This window comes from Streptomyces katrae (assembly GCF_000966975.1).
GTDB lineage: Bacteria > Actinomycetota > Actinomycetes > Streptomycetales > Streptomycetaceae > Streptomyces > Streptomyces katrae.
This window is the reverse complement of the sequence record NZ_JZWV01000083.1, coordinates 1-12,403: the sequence shown is the minus strand read 5'-3', so window position 1 is coordinate 12,403 and position 12,403 is coordinate 1. Positions and strand designations below refer to the sequence as shown.

Below are 12,403 nucleotides of genomic sequence, written 5' to 3'. Positions count from 1 at the left end.
CCCGGACCCGCAGGGGACTACCGCACCCCGCGCCCGGGCGCGAACCGTGATCCTACTTGCCGACGGCCGCACGCCCTCCGGGTAGGGTGGCGCGCGCACCACGCGCATCCACCCATGCGCATCCGCGAATCGGCCGCCCAGGGGCGGCAACCAGGGGGGTCACACAGGTGAGTACGGCCGAGGCGACCGGATTCTGCAGGGTCACCGTCGTGGCTCCGGACAGCCGGATCGACGTCGCCCTCCCCGAGGACATCGCCGTCGCCGACGTCTACCCCGAGCTGCTGCGCCTCACCGGCCAGACCCAGCCCGTCGGCGCCCCGACCGGCTTCCACCTCGTACGCCGCTCCGGCGTCGTCCTCGACGGGGCCCGCACCCTCGCCGCCCAGCAGGTCCTCGACGGCGAGGTGCTGAGCCTGCGCCCCTTCGCCGAGTCCCTCCCGCCCGCCGTGTTCGACGACGTCTCCGACGCCGTCGCCTCCGCCGTCGTCCGCGACCGGCACCGCTGGAGCGACGAGATGCTCCGCGGCGCGGGCCTGGCCGGCGCCGCCGTGCTGCTCGTCCTCCTCGGCTTCGTCCTCTGGTACGCCGACCCCGTCCGCCACGACATGCACGGCCTGCCCGGGATCATCGCCGGATCCGCCGGCGTCCTGCTCACCGCCGCCGCCGCGGTGCGCGCCCGCGTCTACCGCGACCGGGGCTCCGCCGTCGCCCTCGGCCTCGGCGGCCTGCCGCACCTGCTGATCGCCGGCTCCGGCATCCTGGCCGCCGCCCCCGGCCAGGGACCCGGCCGCCTGCAGTTCCTGCTGGGCTGCGGCTGCGTCCTCGTCGCCTCCGTCGCCCTGACCGCGCTCACCCCGCACGGCGACGCACCCTTCGTCGCCGCCACCTTCCTCGCCGCCACCGGCACCCTCGCCACCTTCGCGGCCATCACCACGGGCGCCTCCGCGACCGCCACCGCCTCGGTCTGCGCCCCCGTCGCCATCGGACTCGTCGCCTTCCTGCCCGGCCTCTCCGCCCGCTTCGCCCGCCTGCCCATCGGCTACGCCGCCCCGCAGAGCGCCGCCCCGGACTACGAGACCCCGGACCGCCACGACACCGACCCGTACGGTGACCAGCCCGGCGACGGCCGCACGGACGCGGGTGACCCGATCGACGCCGACGCCGTCGCCGCCCAGGCCCGCCGCGGCCACGAGATGCTCCTCGGCCTGGTCGCCGGCTGCGCCGCCGTCACCGTCGGCGCGGCCGCGGTCCTCGGCTTCTCCGACAACACCTGGGGCCGCCTCCTCGCCCTGGCCGCCGGCCTGGCCGTACTGCTGCGCGCCCGCCTCTTCCGCTACACCTCACAGGTGGTCTGCGCCCTGGCCGCCGGCCTCGCCGCCATCGGCCTGCTCGTCCTGGGCCTGGCCCTGCACCCGCCCGGCAACCTGATGGAGGAGTTCACCCGCTACCACGACCGCGGCGGCCTCGACATCCGCACCATCTGGCTCTCCGCCGCCATCGCCGCCGGCGCGGCCCTCCTCGCCGGAATTGCGCTTGTCATCCCCCGCAAGGGCCTGTCACCCTTCTGGGGAAGGCTGCTCGACCTCACCGAGGCCGCGGTCCTGCTCAGCCTGGTCCCGCTGGCCCTGGCCGTACTCGACGTGTACGGCCGCGCCCGCTCTCTCACCAGCTGAGACCCCGCGACCCGGCAGCCTGGTACGCTGTGTGACGGCCGTTTGTGTACGCGCCCCCGGAATCCTCTGGAGGCTGCGCTCAGCGGGCCCCGCCTCCCGAGTCACGGAAGCTCCCCAGAGAATTCGACCTGGGGCACTCGGTGGCCACGAAGACCTATACGAGGAGTAAGCGTGCCGCTCGACGCCGCTACGAAGAAGCAGATCATCGCCGAATTCGGTGCCAAGGAGGGCGACACCGGCTCTCCCGAGGTCCAGGTCGCGATGCTGTCCCGCCGCATCTCGGACCTGACCGAGCACCTCAAGACCCACAAGCACGACCACCACTCCCGTCGTGGTCTGCTGATCCTGGTCGGCCAGCGCCGCCGCCTGCTGCAGTACCTGGCCAAGAAGGACATCCAGCGCTTCCGTACGCTGGTCGAGCGCCTCGGCATCCGCCGCGGTGCGGCCGGCGCCAAGTAAGCACACTGTGAAGGGAGCGGTTCCCACACCGATGGGGCCGCTCCCTTTGCCGTACGTGCGCGACCCGGCCGACCCTTTGTAGGCTGAGTCACAGCGCACAACTGAAGAGGAGGAGCGCCCTCCCTACGCCGCCGGTCCTCGGTAGTGGCATCCGGAAAGCCCCGCACGGAGGGGCCGAGAACCGGGTGCTTCGATCGAAGACCGGCCCGCACGCCAGGAGCGCTTCTCCGCAACCGTCCTCCACCACACGGGTGGCCGGGCGGACGTCCTCCACCACACGGGTGGCGGACGGAGACGACGAAAATGGAGAAAACGCTAGTGGAGAACGAGACCCACTACGCCGAGGCCGTCATCGACAACGGTTCCTTCGGCACCCGCACCATCCGCTTCGAGACGGGCCGCCTCGCCCGCCAGGCCGCCGGCTCCGCCGTCGCCTACCTGGACGACGACACGATGGTGCTCTCCGCGACCACCGCGTCGAAGAAGCCCAAGGACCAGCTCGACTTCTTCCCCCTGACGGTCGACGTCGAGGAGCGGCAGTACGCCGCGGGCAAGATCCCCGGCTCGTTCTTCCGCCGCGAGGGCCGCCCCTCCGAGGACGCGATCCTCACCTGCCGCCTGATCGACCGCCCGCTGCGCCCCTCCTTCAAGAAGGGCCTGCGCAACGAGATCCAGGTCGTCGCCACCGTCATGGCGCTCAACCCCGACCACCTGTACGACGTCATCGCGATCAACGCCGCGTCCGCGTCCACGCAGCTGGCCGGCCTTCCCTTCTCCGGCCCGATCGGCGGCGTCCGCGTCGCGCTGATCAAGGGCCAGTGGGTGGCCTTCCCGACGCACACCGAGCTCGAGGACGCCGTCTTCGACATGGTCGTCGCGGGCCGCGTCCTGGAGGACGGCGACGTCGCGATCATGATGGTCGAGGCCGAGGCCACCGAGCAGACCATCGCCCTGGTCAAGGGCGGCGCCGAGGCGCCCACCGAGGAGATCGTGGCCGCCGGCCTCGAGGCCTCGAAGCCCTTCATCAAGGTCCTGTGCAAGGCCCAGGCCGACCTGGCCGCCAAGGCCGCCAAGCCCGAGGGCGAGTTCCCCGTCTTCCTCGACTACGAGCAGGACGTCTACGCCGCCCTGGAGCAGGCCGTCCGCGGCGAGCTGGCCCAGGCGCTCACCATCGCGGGCAAGCAGGACCGCGAGGCCGAGCTGGACCGCGTCAAGGACATCGCCGCCGAGAAGCTCCTCCCGGCCTTCGAGGGCCGCGAGAAGGAGATCTCCGCCGCCTACCGCAGCCTGACCAAGGCCCTGGTGCGCGAGCGCGTCATCAAGGACAAGGTCCGCATCGACGGCCGTGGCCTGACCGACATCCGCACCCTGGCCGCCGAGGTCGAGGCCATCCCGCGCGTGCACGGCTCGGCGCTGTTCGAGCGTGGCGAGACCCAGATCCTGGGCGTCACCACCCTCAACATGCTCCGCATGGAGCAGCAGCTGGACACCCTCTCCCCGGTGACCCGCAAGCGCTACATGCACAACTACAACTTCCCGCCGTACTCCGTCGGCGAGACCGGCCGCGTCGGCTCCCCGAAGCGCCGCGAGATCGGCCACGGCGCGCTCGCCGAACGGCGCGCTCGCCGAGCGCGCGATCGTGCCGGTCCTGCCGACCCGCGAGGAGTTCCCCTACGCGATCCGCCAGGTGTCCGAGGCCCTCGGCTCCAACGGTTCGACGTCCATGGGCTCGGTCTGCGCCTCCACCATGTCGCTGCTGAACGCCGGTGTGCCGCTCAAGGCCCCCGTCGCCGGCATCGCCATGGGCCTGATCTCCCAGGAGATCGACGGCAAGACCCACTACGTCGCCCTCACCGACATCCTCGGTGCGGAGGACGCCTTCGGCGACATGGACTTCAAGGTCGCCGGCACCAAGGAGTTCGTCACCGCCCTCCAGCTCGACACCAAGCTGGACGGCATCCCGGCCTCCGTCCTGGCCGCGGCCCTCACCCAGGCCCGCGACGCCCGCCTCCACATCCTCGACGTGATGATGGAAGCGATCGACACCCCGGACGAGATGTCCCCGAACGCCCCGCGGATCATCACCGTCAAGATCCCCGTGGATAAGATCGGTGAGGTCATCGGCCCCAAGGGCAAGATGATCAACCAGATCCAGGAGGACACCGGCGCCGAGATCACGATCGAGGACGACGGCACCATCTACATCGGTGCCGCCGACGGCCCGGCCGCGGAGGCCGCCCGCTCCACGATCAACGCGATCGCCAACCCGACCATGCCGGAGGTCGGCGAGCGCTACCTGGGTACGGTCGTCAAGACCACCACCTTCGGTGCCTTCGTCTCCCTCATGCCCGGCAAGGACGGCCTGCTGCACATCTCGCAGATCCGCAAGCTCGCCGGCGGCAAGCGCGTGGAGAACGTCGAGGACGTGCTCGCGGTCGGCACCAAGGTGCAGGTCGAGATCGCCGAGATCGACCAGCGCGGCAAGCTCTCCCTGGTCCCCGTGATCGAGGGCGAGGACGCCGCCGAGGCTGACAAGGACGACTCCGACAAGTGACGTCGCGTAGTTCCCGTGTGACGGCCCGCCCCTCTTCGGAGGGGCGGGCCGTCGCCCGTACCCAAACCCTCCTCAAGGGCGAGAACGGCATCGGCACCGTCCGCCGCACCGTCCTGCCCGGCGGACTGCGCGTCGTCACCGAGACGCTGCCGTCCGTGCGCTCCGCCACCTTCGGCATCTGGGCGAACGTCGGCTCCCGCGACGAGACGCCCTCCCTGAACGGCGCCACCCACTACCTGGAGCACCTCCTCTTCAAGGGCACCGCCAAGCGCACCGCCCTCGACATCTCCTCCGCGATCGACGCGGTCGGCGGCGAGATGAACGCCTTCACGGCGAAGGAGTACACCTGCTACTACGCCCGGGTGCTCGACACCGACCTGCCGCTGGCCATCGACGTGGTCTGCGACATGCTCACCGGCTCGCTGATCCGCGAGGAGGACGTCGACGCCGAGCGCGGCGTCATCCTCGAAGAGATCGCGATGACCGAGGACGACCCGGGCGACATGGTCCACGACCTCTTCGCCCAGACCATGTACGGGGACTCGCCGCTCGGCCGCCCCGTCCTCGGCACCGTCGACACCATCAACGCCCTCGGCGCCGACCGGATCCGCCGCTTCTGGAAGAAGCACTACGACCCCACCCGCCTGGTCGTGGCCGCCGCCGGCAACGTCGACCACGCCAAGGTCGTCCGCCAGGTCCGCGCCGCCTTCGAGAAGGCCGGCGCCCTGGGCAACACCGACGCCCGGCCCCTCGGCCCCCGCACCGGCAGCAAGCGCATCCGCACCGCCGGCCGCGTCGACCTGGTCAACCGCAAGACCGAACAGGCCCACGTGGTCCTCGGCATGCCCGGCCTGTCCCGCACCGACGACCGCCGCTGGGCCCTCGGCGTGCTGAACACCGCCCTCGGCGGCGGCATGTCCTCCCGGCTCTTCCAGGAGGTCCGCGAGAAGCGCGGCCTGGCCTACAGCGTGTACTCGTACACCTCCGGCTTCGCCGACACCGGCCTCTTCGGCGTCTACGCGGGCTGCCGGCCCAGCCAGGTCCACGACGTGCTCCGGATCTGCCGCGCCGAGCTCGACAAGGTCGCCTCCGAGGGACTCACCGACGAGGAGATCCGGCGCGCCGTCGGCCAGCTCTCCGGCTCCACCGTCCTCGGCCTGGAGGACACCGGCGCGATCATGAACCGCATCGGCAAGAGCGAGCTGTGCTGGGGCGACCAGATGTCCGTCGACGAGATGCTGGCCCGGATCTCCGAGGTGACCCCGGACGACGTCCGCGAGGTCGCCCAGGATGTACTGGCACAGCGGCCCTCGCTCGCGGTGGTCGGCCCGCTCAAGGAGAAGCAGGCGGCCCGCCTGGACGAAGCGGTCGCCTAGCCCGTACGAGTGAAGGAAACAAGCATGAGCAAGCTGCGCGTGGCAGTCCTCGGCGCCAAGGGCCGCATCGGCTCCGAGGCCGTCAGGGCCATCGAGGCCGCCGGGGACATGGAGCTGGTGGCGGCCCTCGGCCGGGGCGACGAGCTGCAGACGCTGGCCGACGCCGGGGCCCAGGTCGCCGTCGAGCTGACCACCCCCGACTCGGTGATGGACAACCTCGACTACCTCGTCGGCCACGGCATCCACGCCGTGGTCGGCACCACCGGCTGGAACGAGGACCGCCTCGGCCGGCTGAACGGCTGGCTGGCCGGCTCCCCGGAGACCGGGGTGCTCATCGCCCCGAACTTCTCCATCGGCGCCGTCCTCACCATGAAGTTCGCCGCCCAGGCCGCCCGCTACTTCGAGTCCGTCGAGGTCGTCGAGCTGCACCACCCCAACAAGGTCGACGCCCCCTCCGGCACGGCCACCCGCACCGCCCAGCTCATCGCCGCGGCCCGCGCCGAGGCCGGCTGCGCCCCGCAGCCCGACGCCACCGCCACCGCCCTGGACGGCGCCCGAGGCGCGGACGTCGACGGTGTCCCGGTGCACGCGATCCGCCTGCGCGGCCTGCTGGCCCACCAGGAGGTGCTGCTCGGCGGTGAGGGCGAGACCCTGACCATCCGTCACGACTCCCTGCACCACAGCAGCTTCATGCCGGGCATCCTGCTCGGCGTGCGCCGCGTGACGCAGAACCCGGGCCTCACCTTCGGCCTGGAAAACTTCCTCGACCTCGGCTGATGAGGCAGTAGCAGCATGCGCGCGAAGATCACCTACTTCATCACGGCCGCCGTCCTGGTCGTCTACTTCGTCCTGGTCGGCAGCCGCGGCCTGATGCTGATCCAGCAGGGCACCTGGCTCACCGTCACCTTCGGTGTGGCCGTGCTGGTCCTGCCGGTCATCGGCATCTGGTTCCTCTGGATGAACACCCGGTTCGTCACCCGCGCCAACCAGCTCGCCGCCGAGCTGGAGGCCGAGGGCGGCCTGCCCGTCGACGAACTGGAGCGGGACCAGTACGGCCGGATCCTGCGGGACTCCGCCGACGAGGTCTTCGCGCGCCGCAAGGCCGAGACGGAGGACGCGCCGGGGGACTGGCGCACCTGGTTCCGCCTCGCCGTCGCCTACCACGACGCCCGCGACACCCCGCGGGCCCGCAAGGCCATGCAACGGGCCATCGCCCTGCACCAGGCGCCCTGCACCAGGCGGCGCACGCCGGCACCTGACGCCACCCGGCGCTCGGCACGAACACGGCACACGACGAAGGGCCCGTACGGGACGATCCCCGTACGGGCCCTTCGTCGCAGGCTCCGGACCGTCAGGCGGGCACGGCCCGGTACTCCTCGGCCCACGCCTCGACCAGGACGGCCGCCCGGTCGAAGGCCTCGCCACGCGACAGGAAGTCGGCGCTGTGGTCGGTCAGCAGCACCGGAAGCTCCACGCCCCCGCGTCCGGACACCGTCAGCGCCTGCCCCTGCACGGTCCTCGGCAGCCCCAGCCACCGGACCGGCTGCTGGACCTTCCTGACCCCCTCGACCTCGCTCCAGGGGATCGAACGGGTCGTGAAGAACCCCACGTGGCGCAGCCCGCCGGGACTCACCCAGACGCCCGCGCGCAGGATCCGCAGCGCCGACCGAGGCCGCCCCCGCGACGGCGGCGCCGCCCCAGGTGCCCGCGAAGGCGATGATGACGGTGGCCAGCAGCATGAAGGCCGAGAGCAGCAGGAGCACCGCCGCACCGGCCACCCGCCAGGGGCCGGGCCGGTAGGGGCGGCGCCAGCGCTCGGGATCCACATGCGGGAGGGCTTCGTCCTCGTGTGCGTCGAAGACGCCGTCGGCCGTCAGGAAGGGCAGGGGCACGGCTGGACCTCACTCACATGCACGTTCGTTGATCTGTAGCCCGTGAGGCTACCGCCCTTGGGAGGCCTCCGACTGCTGCGCCTTGCCGGTGGCCTTGTAGGGCTGCAGGGCGGGCATCCCGAAGAGCAGGGACCCGACGAGCCCCGCCACCACGGTCAGTCCGACCAGACTACGGGCGGTGATCTGGGTCATGCTCAGACTCTCGCGCGGCGGCGGAGTGACATTGCTTCGGAAACGGTCTGCTTCGGCGACGAAGGCGAACGGGACGGGTTCGCGCCGGCGGAACATGGGGGCGACCTCCTCGGGGTTGGCGGGCTTTCGCATCTGCTCCGTAGGACGAACGAACGGACCGATCGGTGCCGGATTCCCGGACATCCGCCGAAATCCGTGGCGGCCCGTCAGCTGTCCGGGTGAGCCCGCGGCCGCCGCCGCTTGTCAGGAGGGTGCCGCCGCTCGCCGTAGAGTGGGCGCGCCCCCTCGAAAGACGCGTTCGGAAGGACCCCGTGTGAGCGAGACCGTCGCCCCCGACCTGAAACCCAGCTTCCGCAGTGATGTGACGGTGGAGCTGGTCAAGCACTCCGCCGCCGACAGCGACGTGCTGTGGGCCGCCCGTGTGTCGACGGCCGGTGAGCAGTCCCTCGACGAGCTCCAGAAGGACCCGGAGCGCTCCAAGGGCCTCATCAACTACCTGATGCGCGACCGCCACGGCAGCCCCTTCGAGCACAACTCGATGACCTTCTTCATCAGCGCCCCGATCTTCGTGTTCCGCGAGTTCATGCGCCACCGCGTGGGCTGGTCCTACAACGAGGAGTCCGGCCGCTACAGGGAGCTGCAGCCGGTCTTCTACGTCCCCGACGCCGAGCGCAAGCTCGTCCAGGAGGGCCGTCCGGGCAAGTACGTCTTCGTCGAGGGCACCGAGGCGCAGCAGGAGCTGACCGGCCGCGTCATGGAGGACAGCTACCGCCAGGCCTACGAGGCGTACCAGGAGATGCTCGCGGCCGGCGTCGCGCGCGAGGTCGCCCGGGCGGTCCTGCCGGTCGGCCTGTTCTCGTCGATGTACGCCACCTGCAACGCGCGCTCGCTCATGCACTTCCTCGGCCTGCGCACCCAGCACGAGCTGGCGAAGGTGCCGTCCTTCCCGCAGCGGGAGATCGAGATGGTCGGCGAGAAGATGGAGCAGCACTGGGCGAAGCTCATGCCGCTGACCTACGCGGCCTTCAACGGCAACGGTCGCGTTGCCCCGTAAGGTCCGATGCACGTGCGGCGTACGGATGTGCTGGGAGAAGTCCCAAGTGTCCGTATTGCGGCGTTTCGGAAAGTTCATCTAGGCTGATCAAACGGACCCGGCACTGCTTGAACCCCCGAGCAGGCAGTGCCGGGATCCAACACCGGCCGCCCCCCGGCCACCCCCGGTCACCACCGGGGGGACCCCCACGACGGATCCCCGGTTGACGTCCCCCGAGGGGACACTGCGAGCATGGCAGCGAGTAGCGTGTTACCCATGGCTCCGATCTCGACTCCGCAGACCCCCTTCGGGCGGGTCCTCACCGCCATGATCACGCCCTTTACGGCGGATGGCGCACTTGACCTCGACGGCGCGCAGCGTCTCGCCGTCCACCTGGTGGACGCAGGCAACGACGGTCTGATCATCAACGGCACCACCGGTGAGTCCCCCACGACCACCGACGCGGAGAAAAACGACCTCGTACGAGCCGTACTCGAAGCGGTCGGCGACCGCGCCCACGTCGTGGCCGGAATCGGCACCAACGACACGCGGCACACCCTGGAGCTGGCCCGCCAGGCCGAGCGCACCGGCGCCCACGGCCTCCTCGCGGTCACGCCCTACTACAGCAAGCCGCCGCAGGAAGGCCTCTTCCAGCACTTCACGGCCATCGCGGACGCCACCGGGCTGCCGGTCATGCTCTATGACATCCCCGGCCGCAGCGGCGTCCCGATCAACACCGAAACCCTGGTCAGGCTCGCCGAGCACCCCCGTATCGTCGCCAACAAGGACGCCAAGGGCGACCTCGGCCGCGCCAGCTGGGCCATCGCGCAGAGCGGCCTCGCCTGGTACTCCGGCGACGACATGCTGAACCTGCCGCTCCTGTCGGTCGGCGCCGCCGGCTTCGTCTCCGTCGTCTCCCACGTGGTCACCCCCGACCTGCGCGAGATGCTGGAGGCCCACCTCGGCGGCGACGTGCAGAAGGCCACCGAGATCCACCAGAAGCTGCTCCCCGTCTTCACGGGCATGTTCCGCACCCAGGGCGTGATGACCACCAAGGCCGCCCTGAACCTGCAGGGGCTGCCCGCGGGCCCGCTGCGGCTCCCGCTCATCGGCCTGACCGACGAAGAGACGGCCCAGCTCAAGCTCGATCTCGCCGCCGGCGGGGTACAGCTCTGACAACGGACTTCACAACTGAATAAGCAGGACCGAAAACAGACAAGAGCAAGTGCACGAATGACATGCGCGCCACGTGCCTGAGGGGTACGTGGCGCGCGTGGTGAAGGAGAACCTTTGAGCCATCCGCACCCTGAACTGGGCCCGCCGCCGAAGCTCCCCAAGGGCGGCCTGCGGGTCACGCCGCTGGGCGGTCTCGGCGAGATCGGCCGCAACATGACCGTCTTCGAGTTCGACGGCCGCCTGCTGATCGTCGACTGCGGTGTCCTCTTCCCCGAGGAGGAGCAGCCGGGCATCGACCTGATCCTTCCGGACTTCACGTCCATCCGGGACCGGCTCGACGACGTCGAGGGCATCGTCCTCACCCACGGCCACGAAGACCACATCGGCGCCGTCCCGTACCTCCTCCGGGAGAAGCCGGACATCCCGCTGATCGGCTCCAAGCTGACGCTGGCCCTCATCGAGGCCAAGCTCCAGGAGCACCGCATCCGCCCCTACACCCTCGAGGTGAAGGAGGGCGAACGCGAGAACCTCGGGCCCTTCGACTGCGAGTTCATCGCCGTCAACCACTCCATCCCGGACGCCCTGGCCGTCGCCATCCGCACGGGCGCGGGTCTGGTCGTCGCCACCGGCGACTTCAAGATGGACCAGCTCCCGATGGACAACCGCCTCACGGACCTGCACGCCTTCGCGCGTCTGAGCGAGGAGGGCATCGACCTCCTCCTCTCGGACTCCACGAACGCCGAGGTCCCGGGCTTCGTCCCGCCGGAGCGCGACATCTCCAACGTCATCCGCGGCGTCTTCGCGGGTGCCCAGAAGCGGATCATCGTGGCGTCCTTCGCCAGCCACGTGCACCGCATCCAGCAGATCCTGGACGCCGCCCACGAGTACGGCCGCCGCGTCGCCTTCGTCGGCCGCTCCATGGTCCGCAACATGGGCATCGCCCGCGACCTGGGCTACCTCCGGGTCCCGGCTGGCCTCGTCGTCGACGTCAAGACCCTCGACGACCTGCCGGACGACGAGGTCGTGCTGGTCTGCACGGGCTCCCAGGGCGAGCCGATGGCGGCCCTGTCCCGCATGGCCAACCGCGACCACCAGATCCGGATCGTCCCCGGCGACACCGTGATCCTGGCGTCGTCCCTGATCCCGGGCAACGAGAACGCGGTCTACCGCGTGATCAACGGCCTGACCCGCTGGGGCGCGAACGTCGTCCACAAGGGCAACGCCAAGGTCCACGTCTCGGGCCACGCCTCGGCCGGCGAGCTGCTGTACTTCTACAACATCTGCAAGCCGAAGAACCTGATGCCGGTCCACGGCGAATGGCGCCACCTGCGCGCCAACGCCGAACTCGGCGCCATGACGGGCGTCCCGAAGGACCGCATCGTCATCGCCGAGGACGGCGTGGTCGTCGACCTGATCGACGGCAAGGCCCGCATCTCCGGCAAGGTCCAGGCCGGCTACGTGTACGTGGACGGCCTCTCGGTCGGCGACGTCACGGAGGCCTCCCTCAAGGACCGCCGCATCCTGGGCGACGAGGGCATCGTCTCGGTCTTCGTCGTGGTGGACAGCACCACCGGCAAGGTCGTCAGCGGCCCGACCATCCAGGCCCGCGGCTCCGGCATCGAGGACTCCGCCTTCACGGCGATCGTCCCGAAGATCGAGGAGGCCATCGCCCGCGCCGCGGCCGACGGCGTGGCCGAGCCGCACCAGATCCAGCAGCTCATCCGCCGTACGGTGGGCAAGTGGGTCTCCGACGGCTACCGCCGCCGCCCGATGATCCTCCCGGTCGTCGTCGAGGTCTGATCCCGGCGTCATCGGTAGCGACATCACCGGAGCGGGGCAACCGGATTTGCATCCGGGGGCCCCGCTCCAGTAAGTTGACGACTCCACCCGCACGGAACGGCGCACACACGTGTGCCCGGACCGATGTGTCGGGGAGGATGGGAAAACAGACCGGGGAAACCTGATAAAGTCTGTCCCACCCGAAAGGGAAAAGGCCCCCCGAAGGCCATCGGAATTCGAATCCAGACCGGAAACGGAACGGAAAAGAG

At 70.5% G+C, this 12,403-nt stretch carries 8 protein-coding genes and 3 pseudogenes; 9 read left to right on the top strand and 2 right to left on the bottom strand.

The genetic code is table 11. The features are described from left to right. The first annotated feature begins 167 nt into the window (after positions 1–167). The 6 genes and pseudogenes from eccD to VR44_RS42220 all read left to right on the top strand — a co-directional run. A complete protein-coding gene (eccD, locus tag VR44_RS04500; protein WP_045946037.1) occupies positions 168–1,673 on the top strand; it encodes a type VII secretion integral membrane protein EccD in 1,506 nt (501 codons plus the stop codon). Between the two features lie 171 nt (positions 1,674–1,844). Then, on the top strand, positions 1,845–2,132 hold the full coding sequence (gene rpsO, locus VR44_RS04495; RefSeq protein WP_007266917.1) for a 30S ribosomal protein S15: 288 nt from the start codon (positions 1,845–1,847) through the stop codon (positions 2,130–2,132). Positions 2,133–2,450: 318 nt separating this feature from the next. Then, positions 2,451–4,686: pseudogene (locus tag VR44_RS04490) on the top strand (polyribonucleotide nucleotidyltransferase). Beyond that, positions 4,683–6,062, top strand: a complete 1,380-nt coding sequence (locus tag VR44_RS04485; RefSeq protein WP_045946036.1) for a M16 family metallopeptidase — start codon at positions 4,683–4,685, stop codon at positions 6,060–6,062. Before VR44_RS04490 ends, VR44_RS04485 begins: the two are co-directional and overlap by 4 nt. A gap of 24 nt (positions 6,063–6,086) precedes the next feature. Next, entirely contained in the window at positions 6,087–6,839 is a 753-nt protein-coding gene (dapB, locus tag VR44_RS04480) for a 4-hydroxy-tetrahydrodipicolinate reductase (protein ID WP_045946035.1), read from the top strand. A 15-nt stretch (positions 6,840–6,854) separates the two neighbouring features. Continuing rightward, positions 6,855–7,286 (top strand): annotated as a pseudogene (locus VR44_RS42220) (hypothetical protein); the annotation flags it as partial. A 127-nt stretch (positions 7,287–7,413) separates the two neighbouring features. Here VR44_RS42220 and VR44_RS04470 read toward each other — a convergent pair. Beyond that, positions 7,414–7,954: pseudogene (locus VR44_RS04470) on the bottom strand (PH domain-containing protein). A 48-nt stretch (positions 7,955–8,002) separates the two neighbouring features. Further along, positions 8,003–8,242, bottom strand: a complete 240-nt coding sequence (locus VR44_RS04465) for a hypothetical protein (protein ID WP_045946043.1) — start codon at positions 8,240–8,242, stop codon at positions 8,003–8,005. Between the two features lie 217 nt (positions 8,243–8,459). Between VR44_RS04465 and thyX the strand changes: the two genes are divergently transcribed. The 3 genes from thyX to VR44_RS04450 all read left to right on the top strand — a co-directional run bounded on the left by thyX (position 8,460) and on the right by VR44_RS04450 (position 12,155). Next, positions 8,460–9,200 (top strand): FAD-dependent thymidylate synthase, encoded by a 741-nt coding sequence (gene thyX / locus VR44_RS04460; RefSeq protein WP_045946033.1) that lies wholly within the window; start codon positions 8,460–8,462, stop codon positions 9,198–9,200. A 255-nt stretch (positions 9,201–9,455) separates the two neighbouring features. Further along, entirely contained in the window at positions 9,456–10,355 is a 900-nt protein-coding gene (gene dapA / locus VR44_RS04455; protein ID WP_045946032.1) for a 4-hydroxy-tetrahydrodipicolinate synthase, read from the top strand. A gap of 114 nt (positions 10,356–10,469) precedes the next feature. After that, positions 10,470–12,155: a ribonuclease J gene (locus tag VR44_RS04450; RefSeq protein ID WP_045946031.1), complete on the top strand. Its 1,686-nt coding sequence runs from the start codon at positions 10,470–10,472 to the stop codon at positions 12,153–12,155. The last annotated feature ends 248 nt before the right edge of the window (positions 12,156–12,403 follow it).